This is a genomic window from Wolbachia endosymbiont of Drosophila pseudotakahashii, assembly GCF_026015925.1.
GTDB lineage: Bacteria > Pseudomonadota > Alphaproteobacteria > Rickettsiales > Anaplasmataceae > Wolbachia > Wolbachia pipientis.
The window spans coordinates 681,552-699,502 of sequence record NZ_CP110359.1 but is presented as its reverse complement, the minus strand read 5'-3'; the positions used below and the strand labels follow the sequence as shown (position 1 = coordinate 699,502).

Below are 17,951 nucleotides of genomic sequence, written 5' to 3'. Positions count from 1 at the left end.
ATGGAGGAAGAAACAGAAAAGAAAGTAATAAATTTAGAGAAAAAAACGTTAGAAGAGCTAAGGAGAATGTGGAAGAAGGTATTTGTGGAAGAGGCACCTAAACATTCAAAGAAATATCTGATACCAAGATTAGCTTATAGAATGCAGGAAAAAGTATATGGAGAAATGTCAAGAAAGGGGACAAAAAGACTAGAGTATCTGGCAGATCGGCTAGAGAAGGGAAAAAGAATAAGTAGCGATAAATTACCAGTAGAAGGGACAGAATTAATACTAGAGAGAGGGGAAGAGACTCATGCAGTGATGGTAACAGATAAGGGTTTAATCTACAAAGAAGAGTTTTATACATCATTGTCAGCAGTGGCAGGAAAAATAATGGGAATGAGCTACAACGGACCTTTATTATTCGGATGCGTGATAAAAGTGGAAATTGAGGAGAGAGAATGCTAAAAGAGGTGAGATGCGCAACATATACAAGAAAATCAAATGAAGACGGTCTAGAACAAAAGTTTAACAGTTTAGATGCGCAGCGAGTAGCATGTGAAAAATATATAAAGAGCAAAGAAGGCTGGGTAGCATTGGCCAAAAGGTACGATGATGGAGGATATTCAGGGAAAAATTTAGAAAGACCAGCGATAAAGGAGTTGTTTGAAGATGTAAAGACAGGAGAAGTTGACTGTGTAGTAGTATATACATTAGATAGGCTATCAAGAGAAACAAAAGACAGCATTGAAGTAACGTCATTTTTTAGAAGGCATAGAGTAAATTTTGTAGCAGTAACGCAGATATTTGACAATAATACGCCCAATGGGAAAGTTTGTACAAACGGTATTATCAGGAGCAGCACAGCTAGAAAGAGAAATGATAGTAGAGAGAGTAAAAAATAAAATAGCAACATCAAAGGAACAGGGGTTATGGATGGGTGGAGCTTTACCGCTTGGATATGATGTAAAGGATAAAGAATTAATAATAAATGAGAAAGAAGCAAAGTTGGTAAAACATATATTTGAGAGGTATATAGAGCTGAAGTCAATGGCAGAATTGGCAAGGGAGTTAAATAGCCAAGGTTACAGAACAAAATCAGATATCTTTAAAAAGGCCCCGGTGAGAAGAATAATAACAAATCCAATATATATGGGAAAAATACGGCATTATGAGAAAGAGTATGAGGGAAAGCATGAAGCAATAATAAAAGAGGAAAAATGGCAAAAAGCGCAGGAATTGATAAAGAATCAACCATGTAGAAAGGCGAAATACGAGGAAGCGTTGCTAAAGGGAATAATTAAGTGCAAGGGCTGTGATGTAAACATGACTCTGACATACTCAAAAAAAGAGAATAAAAGGTATCGATATTATGTGTGCAACAATCATTTAAGGGGAAAGAATTGTGAATCAGTAAATCGAACAATAGTTGCTGGAGAAGTGGAAAAAGAAGTGATGAAGAAAGCTGAACAGCTATATGAAAAATGGGGAGAAAAAGCAGAAGAATGGAAAAATTTAAGTTTTGGAAAGCAGAAAGAAATAGTGAAAAATTTAATAAAGGGAGTGATAGTGAGAGAGGATGGAATAGAGGTGCATTCTGAATCAGAGGAAAAATTTATACCAATAAAAAAGAAAGGAAATAAATGTACAGTAGTAGAGCCAGAAGGAAAAACAAATAATGCGCTACTGAAAGCAGTGGTGAGAGCCCATTCCTGGAAACGTCAACTAGAGGAAGGAAAATATGGGAGTGTGAAGGAGCTGAGCATTAAAATTAATATAGGTACAAGACGAATACAACAAATTTTAAGATTAAATTATTTAGCACCAAAAATTAAAGAAGATATAGTAAATGGGAGGCAGCCAAGGAGTTTGAGGTTAGTGGATTTAAAAGAAATACTGATGTTATGGAGTGAGCAAATAGAAAAATTTTATGGATTAACGTTTATAAAAGTAACAATATGAAAAAACGTCGAAAAAAGTATGTGCCAGAAAATTAAAAAAGGTTATTACAAAAGGAGCTACTACAAAGGGCCACACAAAAAGATGCTGAAATTGATATAGAAAAGTAAGTCAATGTTACAGAATCAATTATGTGAAAATATCAATATAAATAATGAAGATTTTAGCATACTGGACGCAACAGTGGTAGAAAATGATCCAAAATCTATAAATTATAGTAGTTTATATTTAAATAATAATCTTTAACCTTTATGACAAATTAATCTACCTAGAAACTTCTCTCCTAGGATCAGAAGTCCTTCTTAATTCTTCACGTCCTGTCCATTTGTTGTTAGACTCGCTTATTACTTCAGGACGCATTAATCCACCAGATCTAGCAAAAACACCTTGATCTATAGCTTCAATAACCGATAAACCTCCCAATAAGCAGTTTTGCCCTATTTCTTCATGACTTGCTATTTCTTCAAATAGATCTTCATCGATCACTTCTACTCTTATCAATTTTTTATTGTTCTCATCAGGATATAATCTAACTTCTAATTCTCCTAAACTAGTATAAAAAGTTAATACTATACTGCTGCCTTCTGCAAGGTCTATGTAATTCCTTTTGCCATCTTCAGTTTTAATTTCTACTTCACTATTGCCGATCTTTACTATATTTCTTTCACACTTTACATTTCCATGGATTAGTCCTAAATCCCTTGTTCTATTTGTGATTTTTGCAACATCTATTATACTATCCTCTGAGTATTCTAAGTAAGATACACTGTTATCGATTTTTCCATCACACAGTTGACCACTGGTAGCATCCTTTGCAACTCTAAAAAATTCTTCAGCATAATTAATGTACTCTACATGAGCCTTGATTACATTAGCTTTATGATCTTTAAACTCTCGTTCTATTGTATCAATGACTTTTAAACTATCTGAGTTTTTTAACTTTGCTCCTCTCGATATTAATGCACATACTATATCACTGGCAATTCCATAGCTTCTTTCTAGCTGAGCAATTTTTTCTAGTACGTGATCTGCAAAGTAATAATCTTTGTCTTTAGCAAAATTTAATCTCATTCCAGAAGCTATAATCTCATTTACAACTTCCTGTAGTTCAATCATGCTTTTAGCTTTTACTACCTTACTCAAAAACTTATTTAGCTTAGCAAGTTGATTTGTTTGATACATCTCTGATAAGAGACTATCACATTTTTCACAATTATCTTGCTTATTACCTACAAAGTCAGTTGCTCCTGCTTTTAAGAGTAAAGCTTTTACATCAGGAAATTGATAAAACGGCCAAATTGAACTATCACCTTTAACATTTAAAACTATCTTTAAATCTTGGTTATTTTTATGTTTATCTAAAAATTTTTTCAGATCTTCAACACCTGGACCATAAGGATTATCCCAATCTTCATCAGAATCTGTAGCTTTAACCATTTTACGTAGTTGGTCTCTTAACTTTTTTTGGTTGTCAGTTAAAAAACACTCTATAATATTGTTGCTATCAATTGCAATTTGCAGTGGGGTTTTTCCATTGTTATTTTTTATGTTTAAATCAGCTCCTTTGCTTATGAGTAAATCCATAACCTCTCTGCTATAATCATTACAATTAGCAGCATAATAGTGTAAAGGTGTATTACCTTTTTTATCTTGTATATTTAGATCAGTTTTTGCATCTAAGAGATACTTTAGACCTTCATACGTACTGGAATAAATAGCAGTATCATGCAAAAGTGTTTTACCTTTATTATCCTGCATATTTAAATCAGCACCAGCTTTGATAAGAGGATGAATGGCTTCATCGTGTGCGACAAACACATTCAATACTGTTGTTCCTAGATGCCCTCTTTTTAGATTAAGAACGTACTTCAGGTCTTTATTTTTCTCGTTACTTTCTAAAAACTGCTTAAGATTTGAAAATGAGTCATAATTTCCCATATTAAAATCTTTTATAATACTATTGAGTAATTTTTGATTTAACTTTTTTTGACTTTCTTCCAGCTTTAAGTTAAGTGCATGAATAAGCCACTCATCTATTAAATTCTCTAAGCATTTTTTATCATCTATCAGACTTCTATCAGCCCAAAATAAATCTTGCTTAATGAATTCATAATAACTATCTACTGGTAATTCAGTTGCTTCTGTTTTTGGACTACCTATTTCTGAACACTCTTGTCCAGCACTTGGATCCGACTTCAGTTTTTGCTCATCAGTGTGTTTACTTTGTTCACTGATAGGTTCTGCAATATATTTTGTTGACTCTATACTCATATTACCTGCTAGCTTTAGATATAGAATATATTATATAGAATGTGTAGTATATGTCAAGCTAATTTCAACATAATCTTTTTACTACTCATATTTTTGTTAAGTTTTTATGGTGAGTACTGCTAGGTTAAAAGTTGTTTATTACTGAAAGTTTTAGCCAATTTTACTATAGATCAACAAAATTGAGAACACCAGCTATATTTAATATATAGGAATATGATGCTTTAAAGGAGTACGGAAACTGCTGAAGTTTTTACAGCAAACCTGTATGGAGCAACTTTAGCAGAATAAACAAATACATGCCAGTATTAGTAAAGAATTATTTATAAGTCAATTAACTTTTTCAAAAAATATTTTAGTGAAGATACCATGCTAGCTAGTGTTATAAAGAATTCAATTGTTTACTCCTTCAAAAAAGATCGTATATTTTTGAGAACAAGTTGCGTAAAAATGGAGTTACGAAAATAGAATTTTGAAATCTTTGCAACAAAGTTAGGCAAAATAGTTCATATGTAGATGTGGGTGAAATGGGCTAATGTGGTTAGTTTTAGCGTATAATAAAATTACCGTATAAAAAAGTTCGTACGGTATACATGGTAGACCATGCCATCCCAAAACAAACTCTTCTCACGCTTGTTTGTTAATTAGGCAAAAAGTAGAACCATATTATTAATTTAATAATAAAAAATATGGAAATATATATCTATTGAAAAATATTGTTATTTATCATAAAAAAATAATTTACTTTGCTTATTTTTTCTGCTATCAAGCAGGTGGCTTGGTTTAGTGAGTTAATATGTTAGCAGTGGGTAAAGGGTCAGGTGTTAGTAGAGAGCCTATTTCCGTTTTTTGTCAGATAAAAAAGGCAAAAGGTGAGAAGCGAAAAGAACTCGAGGAACTTTTAAGTAAGCTAAAAAAGGAGTTTCCTGGGAACTATAAAATAGGGGCTGCTGTAGGTGCAGGAGATTGCTTTTTTGATTCTGTTGCTCAAGGATTGAATGAACTAAAAAGTAATGGTCTGATTACAAGTAGTGAAGAGTTTAACGTAAAGTCTTTACGGAAAAGTTGTAAACAATATGCAAAACAATCAAAGAGCAGTTCATGGTTGAATAAAGCTTTAAAAAAAGAAGATGATAACATTATAAGATATGTTTCACGTATTGAATTTACTGTAAAAGATGTTAAAGATTTAAGCCTTAATTCATTAATGAGAAAACTAGAGTTAGAAGATGCTGTATGTGGAAGAAACGAAATTGAAGGAAAAATAATATGTGAGAAATATAATGTGAAAATTAAAGTTATAGAATTGCATGAGAAATCGGTAGATGGATTACATATTACTACAGATGAAGTAGGCACAGGTGATAATGTTCTTTATATAGTGAATTACAGCAACCATTTTGTACCACTTCTTAGTAACATCGAAAAGGACATAGAGGATGATATGCCAGTTTCTAGAGAAAAAATTTACGGCGTTTCATCCAATACATCAGAGAAACCCAAAGCAGAAAAAAAAGATCTTAATGAAATCTTGGCTCGTTGCGAAGAACTCATATGTGACAAATGTGACAAAGGTGAAGATATCTTTGAGTTACTAGATCCTCTTGTATCAGATAGCCTATGTCAAATTCGTCCCTTATTTATTCTTTCTATGTTGCCTAAGTTCTGCAAAGAAGGTAAGCTTTCTCGTGATGAAGTCAAAAACTTAACAAAGAAAGAAAAAGATCTATTTTTACCTGTAATTCTGCTCAGTTTGTTAAAATATAGAAAAAAAGATAAACTTGGTATTGCAGTTTTGGAAGAATCGATAGATAATTTTGGTGGTGTTTCTCTTGGTAAAGATAAGGAGGAAGAACTCATTGCCAAAATGAAAAGCGAAATTAACTTACATTCTATAGAATATATAAAAAATATTGCAAATGAAAGAGTTCAGAAAATATTGGGCACATGTAAAGGTGTTCTACTGTATTCAAAACATAATATTACCCTCAAGGTATTACCTTGTTACATTAGTGTCTATGCAGTAATCAGCTGTATGGAACAAAAAGGGCTGCCAATCATTATTTTGTTAGTGAGAATTAATAGAGTAAATGATCAGCTTAGTATAGATAGTAAAGATGTGCTTTTTTACAAGTTCCAAGCAGAAAATAAAAAAACGTTTTATTATAAAAAGGAGGAAGATGTTGATGAAAATGAAAAAGTACAACCAACTCTTGCTTTTTTTTGTTTTAGCTTGATTAATGGAGAATGTTCTAAAGAATATAAGGAGTATGCCGATGGTACACAAGTACCGTCAAGGAAATTTCTAACAGAAGATTGTGATATCAGCAATATTCTTATGCTCCATCCTGCAGGTCATATTCAATTACCACTATGCACTAAACTTCCTGAAGAAGATAAACCATCTAAAGATGAGGAAAAACTTAGAAAGTACGTAGAAAGCTTATATGAGAAGTGCCCAGATGGCTCAGTAGAATTACAAGATCCATTAGTAGATGACTTTCATTCAATAGATAAAGATTTCCTTGGTTATAATAATATGCATGTTAATTTTGCGAGGAGATTTGGTATAAAAGATACACGCTATTCACATCATGCTAAGGTTGGAAATTTAGCCAAAGTAACGCGGAGAAGTGAAAATGCTCTTTTTGCTATACATCATATATGTTTATCAAACTATTCAAGGGAACGTGAGTATCAAAAGAGCTTAGCTCCTGATGCCAAAGTTAACATGGAGGAGGATATAAAGGTTGATAAGGCCACTGAAAAAGCCAAGGAAGTCCTTCGCCAGTTGCATGCTGATACTGGAGCAGGTCCTAGTACTCAAGTTGACGAAACTGAGACTTCAAAAGCTCAAAGAGGACTAACTAACTTAAGAATGAATCTCCTTTGATTGTTTTGTAGGTGATAAGTTGAAGTATACTAGTCAAACATACATAGATCTTACCGCGATTCAAGCAGGTGCAGTCTTTTGTGTACCTGCTTTCATGTTGGGGTATATGCTTACTACCAAATATGGTGTTACTTCTAGCTTAATTTCTATAATTGTAGCAAATCTTATGCTGACAATGTTGGGGTTGTGTTTTGCTGTATTGTCAGTAAGAAGACCATGCAATACCATAGAACAAGTATTACACTATTTTGGTGTTCACGGTACATGGCTATATGGATTAGGTATTATAATGTGTTTAGTGTTCTGGTTTTCTATTCAACAAAACATTATGGTGAACACTATTATAGAATTTCCTCTATTAAAAATGAAAGACTTACCATATGTATTCGTTGCTACTAATTGTATCATTGGTTTCGCTATTACACTTCTTGTAAGCAGAGGTATCACTGCATTAAAGAGCTTTGCAAATATTGCAACGCCTTTTCTTATCATAATTACGATAATCGCAATATTGCAACTTTTTTACAAGCACACCTTACCTGATATTATACTTACATCTAATATGACATTAAAAGGCGTACCGCTTATAATTGCAGCATCTTTAGGTGCTATTTTCGATATCCCAACATACTATCGTTTTGCACGAACAAATCTCGATGCATATGTAAGCGTTATACTTACCTTTTTCATATGTTATTTTTTCGTTATAGGCACAGGAGTCTATTTTGCTCTTTGTGTGCCAGATTCAAGTTTTATAGAGGTATTATTGAGCAGCGGAAATGATTTGTGGAAGTTATTGTGTATTCCGTCTATAATTCTTTTATGCTGGACTACTAATAACTTAAACTTGTATTCTGCTGGTGTAAACGTTAATTTTTTGTTACCCAAAGTTTCATTACCGTTCTGCATAACAATTATAGGGATTGTTGGTACAGTACTTTCATGTACTAATATAATACTAAAATTTGAGGAGTTACTTAATGTAATTACCATTGTCATAGGAAGCCAAGGATCTGTTATTGTAACCTGTTTTGTGCTGGATAAATTACAACCTATACAATATACGTCTTCAGCACAAAAAACCAATCTCATTTGTGCAATATTTGGTATTATATATGGTTTGCTTTCGTTACTTAAGGTGCATGATATAACAACTGGTTTTATTTACACCGATGCAGCAATTGTATCATCTTTTGCTGTTCTATGCACACGCACTTTTCTGTTTATTTATAAGAACTATTGTGAAAAAAATAAACCAACTAACTCTCAATAATATAGAAGCTCTTTCTTTAGGGGCTGGATTATTAGGCTCAGGAGGTGGAGGTAATACCTATTATAATAAGCTTAGTACACAATATAAAATCGAACTCCATGGCGAGGTAGCTATTACAGATATAGATGAGTTGGAAGATGATGCTCTAATTATGCCCATTGGTTTTATGGGTGCACCTCTTGTAGCTGCAGAAAAATTACCCAGTAAAGAGTGTCACTCATTAATCGATGTATTTACGTTATATTATAAGAAAGAACCTACGGCACTTATACCAGCGGAAATAGGAGGAAGTAATGCTTTTACACCATTCCTTGCAGCAGGTAAAGTCGGGATTCCTGTTATAGACGGAGACTTAATGGGCAGAGCATTTCCATCATTGAATATGGTATCACCTAATTTATATGGCATTTCTTGTTGTCCTGCATTTTTTGCAGATAGCTTAGGTAACACTATAATTATGCATATTGAAAGCAGTGACCACCTCGAAAGGGTTGCGCGCGCGGTGACAGTGGCATGTGGTTCAAGCATAGGTGTTAGCTGCTACCCTATAACAGGTCAACAAGCAAAGCAAGTTATTTGTAGAAACAGTATCTCCTATGCATGTTTTCTAGGTAATATTATACTGGAAGCACGAGAACGAAAAATATGTCCTATAAAAGCGTTATGCGATAAGCATGCATTGCTGTTGGGAGAGGGAATTATAAGAGATATAGATCAGTCAATTAAGGGAGGGTTTCTTTCAGGAAATGTATCTATAGAAGGTTGTAATAATATGTTGACCATCATTTATCAAAATGAATATCTTGCAGTGTATGATGGTTCCGATTGTGTTGCTGCAACACCAGATATCATTGCTGTTCTTGATAAAGATACTGGATATCCAATAGCTTCTGAAGCTTTAACATATGGAATACGTGTATCAGTGCTAAAATTTCCTTCTCCCACGTTATGGACAACACCAGAAGGACTGGCAATAGTAGGTCCTGAAGTGTTTGGTCTTTCTGAAAAAAGGAGGTGATATGGATTATAGAATAGGAATCGACGTTGGTGGCACAAATATTGACGCTGTACTTATAAAGGATAATGGTACAATAGTTACTTCTTGTAAAGTGATTGCTACGAAAAATATTTCTGAAGGGGTTTTACGTGTATTATCCACATTGTATGAGCTTCATCCTTTTGATAAACAGAGAATTTTAGCTGTATCTATAGGAACCACGCACGCAACTAATGCGGTTTTGCAAGGATCTGAACTATACAAGGTAGGTGTGATTCGCATTGCAGGTCATAAACCTTCACTTCCACCTGCATACTCGTGGAACGCACAGACACGTAGTACATTGTATATTGGAGAAAAAGTTATTAATGGAGGGTATGATTGTGATGGTAGTTGTATAACTAAGCTTTCTATTTCTGAAGTACGCTCTGCCATATACGAGTTGCACAATAAAGGAGCAGAAGGATTTGCAGTAGTGGGAGTGTTTTCTCTTCTATATTGTGAACAAGAGAACATAGTAGGAAATGAGATCAAAGAAATTTTAGGAAAAGCTTTTCCATTTACGTTATCACATAAGATTGGTGGAGTTGGTTATATCGAAAGAGAGAATTCAGCTATACTTAATACTGCTCTTATAAAAGCGATGAATGCAGGGTTTAAAGATTTGCAAAATATATTAAGCATTTTCGGGTTAACATGTCCTTTGTTTATTACTCAGAATAACGGTACTATTATTACTTTAGAAGAAGCACTGCAGTACCCTATATTGACTATTTCATCAGGCCCTACTAATTCTTTTGTGGGGGCAGCACGTCTTGCTTGTAAAAATGAATGTGTAGTTGCAGATATTGGAGGAACATCAACAGACGTAGGTATAGTACTAAACAATTTTCCGCGGCGTTCGCTTTATAATTCTTCTATTGGTGGTATTACACTCAATTGTGCTATGCCTGATATTTTGTCTATTGCATTAGGAGGTGGCAGTTATATAGAAGCAAAAGATGATAAAGTTAATATAGGACCTGAAAGTGCAGGATATCTAATAAAGCAACATGCAAAACTATGGGGAGGCAGCAAGATAACTCTCACTGATATGGCACAAGCTTTAGGGCATGTTAATTTTTCTTCTGTTAAGTTTACTAAACAGGAAGCTATGTGTGCAAAGCGTATTATGAGCGAAATAGTATTGAAGCTTGAAAAACTTTATCAGAAAATTTCTGGACCGCATGCTGACCTTCCTTTTATCATTGTAGGTGGTGGCGCTATGTTGCTTGCATCACCGTTTTTACCAAAATATGCGTTCATTCCTGAATATGCTGAAGTTGCAAATGCTTATGGAGCTGCTTTTGCAGAGGTTTCGGTAACAAAGGATACTGTAGTTTCTTTAACTGATAGAGAAAATGTGTTGAAAAATATAAGAAACGAAGCTAAGGGTGAAATATCACTGCTATATAAAGTGAATCCTAGTTCAATTCGCATTGTATATGAAGAAATTATTCCCTATCATTATATACCCAATAATCTTGCACGTGTGCGTATTACTGCTGCTAGCCCTTGGATATCGTAAACCTTGTGTCCTTATCAAGAAAAGATGTGGAAAAAATGTGTAGCAGGATTTCCTACTATCCAACCTGGTGCTTCTCTTCCATTTTCCCACTTAGCGAATCTCATCTTTTCCTGTAGGTAATACTCCCTATAAGCTTTGACAGGATTAGTACATTTATACCGATCGGGCAGTGCTTGTATAAAAGCTTGCATATCAGTTGATCGAAAAATGAGTAAATCCTTATTACTATCACACCAATCTATTACTTCTTCTGATTTATGCTTTCTTTTGTATCGCCAAGTGTACTCTTTACATAATTCTTTTCCGTACTCTATCAACCAACAAAAGTTCCCTTTCGATTGCCTAGCCCACAAAGAACAAGGATGATTGCTGTGAGTGAGTTTATATGGAACTGCTATATTCTGATCTGTGGTACTGACAAAAGGATTTGGCGCTTTTAATGCTATTGAAAAAACATTACTTAATAACTGAGCAGTTTCTAATGGCATTTTTACTATATGCTTATCACACAACATTTGTGCTGCAATTACTGGGTTTTCATCTAGTACAAAGATGTTCATCTAGGTGTCAAAAGATAGAATCAGCTTAAGTCTTTAACTTCATCAACTGTAAGACCAGTAGTTTGAGCTATAATATCAATAGAAACACCTGCTTTTAGTAGATTCTTTGCAACTGTTATCTTAGCTTGTTTTTCACCCTTCTCCGCGCCAATTTGAATACCTTCGGCTCTGCCTTTTTCATGTCCGATTTGGATGCCTTCTTCTTTACCTTCTTCTCTACCTTTTCCAGTAGCATCATCAAGTTTTTGAGCGAGGACAGCCTGTTCATCAAGAATACGTTTTATTTCCTGTTCATAGGCAATAAATTCTTTTTCTGACCAGTTAAATCTATTTAGCTCTTCATAGGCCTTTTTAATTATTACATCACTACCTATTATTTTTTCCAGCTCTTCTTCACTAGTTTCGTCTGCATATCGAAAAAAATAAACCCATTTTTCAACTATATTTTCCAACTGATCTTCCTTATTATTTGGAAATTTTGGCAACTCAATAAATATAAAATAGAAATCTTTTAGATCATGCTCATTAGTGTCTTCATCTCGAATAGTATGCTTTGATTTGTACTCAGATTTATTAGGAAACAGTACACAATCTGCTATAGCAATAAAGATAATTTCCTTAAGGTTATGATACTGGTCACCTTTATCAGCTTGTCTTGAGTAAGCTTTAGCAGCATAGTATTGGGCACGTTTTTCAAATCCTTTAGTTTTAGCGACCTGCATCTCGACGATCACTTGCACCCCATTTTCATCTCTACAGAGAACGTCAACAATACTTTGCTTTTTAGCGGCAATATCAGGGTCTTGAATAGTACTTAGAAACTCTATATCCTTTATTTGGTTTTTACCAGTGAAGCCAATGATGTCATTGAGGAAGTGAATAAGTATATCCTTATTTTTTTCAGTACCAAATATTTTTTTGAACGCGACATCATTTCGTACGTCAAGGAACTTAGAAAGAGCCATAGCAAGAGTACCTAAAAAGCATTAACAATTATACACAATTCTGAAGGAATATACAACTTCTTTATTTTTAGTTTATTTTTTAAGTTTTGAATGTGTTGATGAAAAAAATGTCTCCCATAGATGGCTTTAGAATGCTACTACGCACCTTAGACGTCCTTTTGTACATCTTTTATTAACCCTGCTGTAAAGCAGCTTATAAGCCCAGGAGATGGATGTCATAAATTTGGAGCTGTAGGAGACATCAAAGATACGCTTTTTGGTGTATAAAAATACGAATCTACAACGACATCGTTTAAAGAAATTAACAGCTATTAATATCTTCTACTTTTTCATAAAAAAGTAAACAATTGATTTGACTTCACCCGTAAGCTATGGCTTCATGCCAATACTGCTAAGAAAATAACAGTAAACATTTAAAAAAAATTTATTATTAGTGAAGGGTATATTATATGAATAATCAGAATAAAAGTAAAGAAGAAAATAAACGTAAAAAAGAAATAGAGTTCAGAATATTGGCAAGCAAAGGAAATGCTTTACTAGATCATGAAATAATTGAAACGTTTCTAAGTGCAGTGCATGATAGGGCTCAGGCTCGAGCTATTGCTAAAAATCTAGTAACCACTTGTACAGGAATAGGAAGGATTTTAGGTCGCGAAATAGATGAGCTGAAGAGTGTAGAAGGTGTCACAGACTCTACAGTTTCAATGATTTTTTGTGTTAAGGAAACTTTGACTAGAGTATTCAAGGAGGGGCTAAAAAAAGGGCCGATACTAGATAACCTAGATAAGCTTATAGAATACTTAAGGGTGAGCATCGGCTATTCAGACAAGGAGAATATTACAATAATGTATTTGAATCAAGGGTGCCATTTGATAGGGGAAGAAGTATTTGCTGGCAGGCGCCTGTCTATACAAGGGAAATAATAAAAAAAGCATTATTAAAAAATACAATATCAATCGTAATTTCACATAACCATCCCGGCGGAAGTGAAAAACCATCTGAAGCTGATAAAACCATGACTAAGAGTTTAGCTTTAGCGTGTCATAGTGTAGGTATCAAATTTCTTGATCATATTATCATTACAGGCGACGATTATTTTAGTTTTTGACAAAACGGATTGTTGTAGAGTTTTGGGCATCTGCTGTAAGCCTCTTTTTTATGTACATTTTTCTCGCAGTTGAGCTGCAATCTAACGAAAAGAAAATTGCTACTTGTTGATTTGAGGCTTTCAGTGATGAAGAAGGTATAGGAAATAATAGCGTTTATTTTTCTCTCATGATTAGTTTATTAAATTCCTCCTCACTTAAAATTTCAACACCTAGCTCCAAAGCTTTGTGATACTTTGACCCTGGATCTTTACCTATAACCACAAAATCCGTATTTTTGGACATACTAGAGTTATCTAAGTGAGGAAAGTCACCTCTCCCCACTCGACTTCGAAACCGGACTTGTGACTTTCACCACATCCGGCTTCTCTCTAACTTGGTGTTTGTCATACACACTCCTATGTAAATAATCATGGCAATGCCCGTGCAATAAAGACAAATTTCCTATGGTATTATTGTTCCTATTTTTGTCTTGATGATGCACTTCAATTATGTCCTCTGACCTAAAATATAGCTGACAATAATTACATTTACCCTGTTGCATCTTCAGTAATTTTATCACTCTTAGTGACTTATCTGGTACTCTACGACTGCTCCAATATATCCAGTCTCCATCATATGGAGATTTTGCTCCTCTCACTTTGATATGCCGCTTAATAGCATGGTCTCCATGTTTGATAAGATATTTTCCATTACTTGTCATAAACCTCCAATTATCATTCTTATACCTTTTAAAGTATTTCCTCTTTATCCAGTATTTGCCTTTATTTGTATGTTTACGTACTGCCCATTTCCATAGTTTTCTAAACATAACGCTATCTAGTAACTCGAAGACTTTCCTTGAAATCACTGAAGTATAATATTGACACCATCCTCTAATAAGTGGATTTAGGTTTTTTATAATAGCTTCTTGTGGTGCTCCACACATTTCTTTAAGTTTGTACTTAGCGGTTAATGTATATCGTTTTATAAAGTTGCGGCTCGATTTTATTAGTAACTTGTATGTTTTCTTACCTTGTTTTACTGTATGCTGTCGTATTGTAAATCCAAGAAAATCAAAGCCTGGTTTTTTTTCCTTTAGAGGATTCAATGAATGAGAAATTTTTGTCTTTGATGACTTTAATTCTAATCCAATGGTTTTTAACCATTCCTTAATTAAAATCTCTGCCTTAAGCACAATTTGCTTACTTTCATGAAATACCACAAAGTCATCGGCATAAGTAATTATGCTGAGTGATCTTTTTGCCTTTTCTCTACATGATCTACCAAGTTTTTCTTTTCTATAGCTTCTTATCTGACCTGCCATTGTTTCTTTTAAATAGCTTTCTAAACCATTTAGAGCGATACAGGCGAGCAATGGAGAAATTGTTCCTCCTTGGATAGTACCACTTTCAGTTGGTTTATATATTCTATTTTCCATAACACCTGCTTTCAACCATCCTCTTAATATTTTCTTTAACGTTGGTGTGGTATTGAGCTTTTCAAGTAGTTTATTATGGTTAATATTGTCAAAGCACCCAGATATATCAGCATCTAAGATGAATGCTGTCTTTCGACTCAACGCTTGAAATATTGCTTCAATGGCGTCATGACATGATCTACCAGGTCTAAAACCATAAGTGTTTGGCTCAAATTTTGCCTCCCACTCAGGTTCTAAAGCCATTTTTACAAGTGTTTGTTTTGCTCGACACGATATAGTGGGTATCCCCAATGGGCGTTTCTCATTCTTTCCAGGTTTTGAAATCCAAATGCGTCTTGATGGCTTTGCTTTCTCCCTTATATCTAAGGAGTTTGCCAATTGCAATCTTTCTTTTTGACTAAGGTTAGCTTTTCCATCAATACCTGCAGTTTTTTTCCCTCTGTTGTCCTGAGTTACCCTTCTAACTGCTATCGTTCTTGCACTTGTTGATTTGAGTAATAATCTCTGAAGATTGTGCATCTTTTTGATATCATTACATTGTGAAGCTCGGTAAATTCGTTTTTGTAGCTTAAACGAAAATTTCTCTAGCTTGCGCCAAGGAATTTCATTCCATTCATACCTAACATTTTGTTGGCTCATAACATATTCACTACTATTTACAACTTTACCTTCCAAATTACAGTGTCCACGTCTGCATATCCTAGACATTACCCTAGGCATTAGCTTCTTAAACAATCCCTCCACACAGAGACTTGCGGTTGGCTACCTGCTTGTTACTCTTATAAAGATTAACAAGAGCTTCCATGTGGTTACTCCGTTCCATGAAACCATTTCGTGTTGGATTTAGGTTCTTACTTTTTGCCGAGAGATCGGAAACATCTTGATTAAACGTGAGCATTTTAATCATCCATTCTCTGTACCTTTTGGTTTATGCGTATCAACCTTTTTTTTCGCATATTTGCAATGACGACAATTCAAACATAAGTTTCTTTCGTAACCATATCTAACTCTTCTCGAGAGGATTTATTATAAGGTTTAATATTACTCCCTTTTAGTTCATGCTTGCACCCTAGAAAATTGCCAATTTCCTAAAATGTGAACTATGATTTCAACCAGATGTTATGGTGGATGGAATTTAACCATCATGATTTCATGACATCGGATCGCACGCTAACTTTTACACCTAAAGATTCGGCTTTTGCTTGCGCTTCCTTTCTTTTCATTCCTGATAATTCTCCTGTGATGACCACTGTTTTGCTGCTAAGAGGGGAATTTAGCACTTACAGGCTCAATCTTTAGTTGAGAGGCGAGATTCTTTACCATTTCAACATTATCCTCATCAGAGAAAAATTCCTCCAAGGAAGTTATGGTCTCTTCGCCTACGCCTATTATCATTAATTTATCAGGAGCTTCTCTATCATAAGGTAATTGAGCCATCCAATTTTCATAAGATTGATAATCTTTTGCTAGTAATTTTGCTACGTGTGGTCCGACCAATTTAATTCCCAAAGAAGTTATAAACTTTTCAAGCGTTACAGTTCTTTTGCTGTTGATAGAGTGCAATAAATTAAATATGGATTGTTTATCCCATCCCCTTTGTTCACTTAAGTTGAAATTTTTGAGTTTTTCTTCGAGAGCAAAAATATCAGATATTTTCCTTATCAAACCAAGGTCATAAAGGAACTCCACTTGTTTACCGCCAAAACCTTTAATGTCAAGAACTTCCACAAAATGTTTTAACTTTCCTATTCGCTGTGCTGGGCAAACGTTTTCTCCGGTACATCTAATCGTAGCTTCCCAGTCATCAACTCTACTTCCACATTCCGGGCAAATATCAGGAAAAACAAACTTTGGTGCTTTTTGAGAACGAGCACTTTTATCTACATCTATAATTTTAGGAATCACATCTCCTGCCCTTTTGATTGTTACAATATCTCCTTCCCTTATGTCCTTACGCTTAATTTCACCCTTATTATGCAAATTTACCCTTGTAATGAGAACCCCTCCTATATTTATTGGAATTACTTTTGCACCCGGATTCAATTTACCCGTTTTGCCTACTTGTATTAATATTTTAACTATCTTAGTTTTTCCTTGAGCTGCAGGAAATTTATGAGCTATAGCTCCTCTTGGTGCTTTATTGGTACTACCTAGACGATCTTGCAACTCTAAGTTGTTGATTTTATAGACTATTCCATCAATATCATAACCTAATTCATGGCGATTATCATAGATTCTGTTGTAGAATTCCAGCATTTCGTCCACATTTTTTGCTAAGCATTGATGTTCATTTACACAGAATCCAAGTTCCTTCAGCCTATCTAATACTTCAAGCTGGGTCTTTTCTGTTCCACCACTAATCAAAGAATAGGCAAAGTACCTGAGCGATCTACTGGCGGTGACTTCTGGGTCCAATTGTCTTAGTGAACCGGATGCCGTATTGCGCGGATTTGAAAATTGGTTATCCTTATTTAATTTTAAAAAATCATCATTTCTTAGATATACCTCGCTCCTAACTTCCAATCTGCCCTTTACATCAGGTAAAACTTTAGGTAATCCTTCTATAGTTGCGGCATTTTTTGTAACGTCTTCACCGTAATGGCCATCACCTCGAGTTAAACCTTTAATCAACATACCATCCTCATAAATTGCAGTGAAACTTAAGCCATCAATTTTCAGCTCGCACATTATCTCCAGCTCATCTGTATTTAGGAGTTCTCTGGACTTAGCAATAAATTCTTCAATGTCTTCTTGGCTGTAAACTTTGTTTAACGAGAGCATAGGCACAATATGCTGTACCTTGGAAAACCTATCATCAGGTGCAGCACCTACAATTTGTACATCTACTTTTTTCACCAGCTCATCGTATTCTGCATCGGTTATTTCTGATATATTTTCCCGATAGTACAACTCATTGTGGCGTTTTATTTCTTCTTGTAATGCATTTTTATTCATAACTCTTAC

Annotated in this window: 14 protein-coding genes and 2 pseudogenes; 9 read left to right on the top strand and 7 right to left on the bottom strand. The window is 34.4% G+C overall.

What is annotated here, in order from left to right; all coding sequences use genetic code 11:
* The 3 genes and pseudogenes from ONI09_RS03645 (at position 1) to ONI09_RS03635 (ending at position 2,184) form a co-directional block, all read left to right on the top strand.
* Positions 1-447 (top strand): DUF2924 domain-containing protein, encoded by a 447-nt coding sequence (locus ONI09_RS03645; RefSeq protein WP_265013705.1) that lies wholly within the window; start codon positions 1-3, stop codon positions 445-447.
* A pseudogene (locus tag ONI09_RS03640) lies at positions 441-1,941 on the top strand (recombinase family protein). The gene ONI09_RS03645 and the pseudogene ONI09_RS03640 overlap by 7 nt, the downstream one beginning before the upstream one ends.
* Positions 1,942-2,052: 111 nt before the next feature.
* On the top strand, positions 2,053-2,184 hold the full coding sequence (locus ONI09_RS03635) for a hypothetical protein (RefSeq protein WP_010401858.1): 132 nt from the start codon (positions 2,053-2,055) through the stop codon (positions 2,182-2,184).
* A gap of 18 nt (positions 2,185-2,202) precedes the next feature.
* Here ONI09_RS03635 and ONI09_RS03630 read toward each other — a convergent pair whose 3' ends face one another.
* Complete coding sequence (locus ONI09_RS03630; protein WP_265013704.1) at positions 2,203-4,209, bottom strand: ankyrin repeat domain-containing protein; 2,007 nt, start codon at positions 4,207-4,209, stop codon at positions 2,203-2,205.
* 793 nt (positions 4,210-5,002) lie between these two features.
* Between ONI09_RS03630 and ONI09_RS03625 the strand changes: the two genes are divergently transcribed.
* The 4 genes from ONI09_RS03625 to ONI09_RS03610 are packed head-to-tail and all read left to right on the top strand — an operon-like array spanning position 5,003 to position 10,936.
* Complete coding sequence (locus ONI09_RS03625) at positions 5,003-7,099, top strand: OTU domain-containing protein (RefSeq protein ID WP_265013703.1); 2,097 nt, start codon at positions 5,003-5,005, stop codon at positions 7,097-7,099.
* Between the two features lie 19 nt (positions 7,100-7,118).
* Positions 7,119-8,372, top strand: a complete 1,254-nt coding sequence (locus ONI09_RS03620) for a hypothetical protein (RefSeq protein ID WP_265013702.1) — start codon at positions 7,119-7,121, stop codon at positions 8,370-8,372.
* Positions 8,341-9,390, top strand: a complete 1,050-nt coding sequence (locus ONI09_RS03615) for a DUF917 domain-containing protein (RefSeq protein ID WP_209473059.1) — start codon at positions 8,341-8,343, stop codon at positions 9,388-9,390. The genes ONI09_RS03620 and ONI09_RS03615 overlap by 32 nt, the downstream gene beginning before the upstream one ends.
* 1 nt (position 9,391) lies before the next feature.
* Complete coding sequence (locus ONI09_RS03610; protein WP_265013701.1) at positions 9,392-10,936, top strand: hydantoinase/oxoprolinase family protein; 1,545 nt, start codon at positions 9,392-9,394, stop codon at positions 10,934-10,936.
* A gap of 14 nt (positions 10,937-10,950) precedes the next feature.
* Here ONI09_RS03610 and ONI09_RS03605 read toward each other — a convergent pair whose 3' ends face one another.
* Both ONI09_RS03605 and ONI09_RS03600 read right to left on the bottom strand, forming a co-directional pair.
* Complete coding sequence (locus ONI09_RS03605; protein ID WP_007549769.1) at positions 10,951-11,496, bottom strand: pyrimidine dimer DNA glycosylase/endonuclease V; 546 nt, start codon at positions 11,494-11,496, stop codon at positions 10,951-10,953.
* Positions 11,497-11,516: 20 nt separating this feature from the next.
* A complete protein-coding gene (locus ONI09_RS03600; protein WP_265013700.1) occupies positions 11,517-12,461 on the bottom strand; it encodes an Rpn family recombination-promoting nuclease/putative transposase in 945 nt (314 codons plus the stop codon).
* Between the two features lie 449 nt (positions 12,462-12,910).
* Between ONI09_RS03600 and ONI09_RS03595 the strand changes: the two genes are divergently transcribed.
* Together ONI09_RS03595 and ONI09_RS03590 are read left to right on the top strand one after the other, a co-directional pair.
* Positions 12,911-13,384, top strand: coding sequence for a JAB domain-containing protein (locus ONI09_RS03595; protein WP_007549019.1), 474 nt, complete (start codon positions 12,911-12,913; stop codon positions 13,382-13,384).
* A complete protein-coding gene (locus ONI09_RS03590; RefSeq protein WP_265013699.1) occupies positions 13,324-13,569 on the top strand; it encodes a JAB domain-containing protein in 246 nt (81 codons plus the stop codon). The genes ONI09_RS03595 and ONI09_RS03590 overlap by 61 nt, the downstream gene beginning before the upstream one ends.
* 154 nt (positions 13,570-13,723) lie before the next feature.
* Here ONI09_RS03590 and ONI09_RS03585 read toward each other — a convergent pair.
* From ONI09_RS03585 to ligA, 4 genes and pseudogenes are all read right to left on the bottom strand, one after another.
* Positions 13,724-13,861 (bottom strand): annotated as a pseudogene (locus tag ONI09_RS03585) (BRCT domain-containing protein); the annotation flags it as partial.
* 16 nt (positions 13,862-13,877) lie between these two features.
* Positions 13,878-15,707, bottom strand: a complete 1,830-nt coding sequence (gene ltrA, locus ONI09_RS03580; protein ID WP_265013697.1) for a group II intron reverse transcriptase/maturase — start codon at positions 15,705-15,707, stop codon at positions 13,878-13,880.
* Positions 15,708-16,129: 422 nt separating this feature from the next.
* Positions 16,130-16,210: a hypothetical protein gene (locus ONI09_RS03575; RefSeq protein ID WP_265014422.1), complete on the bottom strand. Its 81-nt coding sequence runs from the start codon at positions 16,208-16,210 to the stop codon at positions 16,130-16,132.
* 37 nt (positions 16,211-16,247) lie between these two features.
* The gene (gene ligA / locus ONI09_RS03570) at positions 16,248-17,942 is read right to left on the bottom strand and encodes an NAD-dependent DNA ligase LigA (protein WP_265013696.1); all 1,695 of its coding nucleotides are present in this window, start codon (positions 17,940-17,942) and stop codon (positions 16,248-16,250) included.
* Positions 17,943-17,951: the final 9 nt, after the last annotated feature.

Bases quoted from the DNA above. Each gene is read 5' to 3' on its own strand.
- ONI09_RS03635 (WP_010401858.1), top strand. From the start codon at position 2,053: ATGTTACAGAATCAATTATGTGAAAATATCAATATAAATAATGAAGAT.
- ONI09_RS03600 (WP_265013700.1), bottom strand. From the start codon at position 12,461: ATGGCTCTTTCTAAGTTCCTTGACGTACGAAATGATGTCGCGTTCAAA.
- ONI09_RS03605 (WP_007549769.1), bottom strand. From the start codon at position 11,496: ATGAACATCTTTGTACTAGATGAAAACCCAGTAATTGCAGCACAAATG.
- ONI09_RS03575 (WP_265014422.1), bottom strand. From the start codon at position 16,210: ATGAAAAGAAAGGAAGCGCAAGCAAAAGCCGAATCTTTAGGTGTAAAA.
- ONI09_RS03630 (WP_265013704.1), bottom strand. From the start codon at position 4,209: ATGAGTATAGAGTCAACAAAATATATTGCAGAACCTATCAGTGAACAA.
- ONI09_RS03610 (WP_265013701.1), top strand. From the start codon at position 9,392: ATGGATTATAGAATAGGAATCGACGTTGGTGGCACAAATATTGACGCT.
- ligA (WP_265013696.1), bottom strand. From the start codon at position 17,942: ATGAATAAAAATGCATTACAAGAAGAAATAAAACGCCACAATGAGTTG.
- ONI09_RS03645 (WP_265013705.1), top strand. From the start codon at position 1: ATGGAGGAAGAAACAGAAAAGAAAGTAATAAATTTAGAGAAAAAAACG.
- ONI09_RS03595 (WP_007549019.1), top strand. From the start codon at position 12,911: ATGAATAATCAGAATAAAAGTAAAGAAGAAAATAAACGTAAAAAAGAA.
- ltrA (WP_265013697.1), bottom strand. From the start codon at position 15,707: ATGCCTAGGGTAATGTCTAGGATATGCAGACGTGGACACTGTAATTTG.
- ONI09_RS03625 (WP_265013703.1), top strand. From the start codon at position 5,003: ATGTTAGCAGTGGGTAAAGGGTCAGGTGTTAGTAGAGAGCCTATTTCC.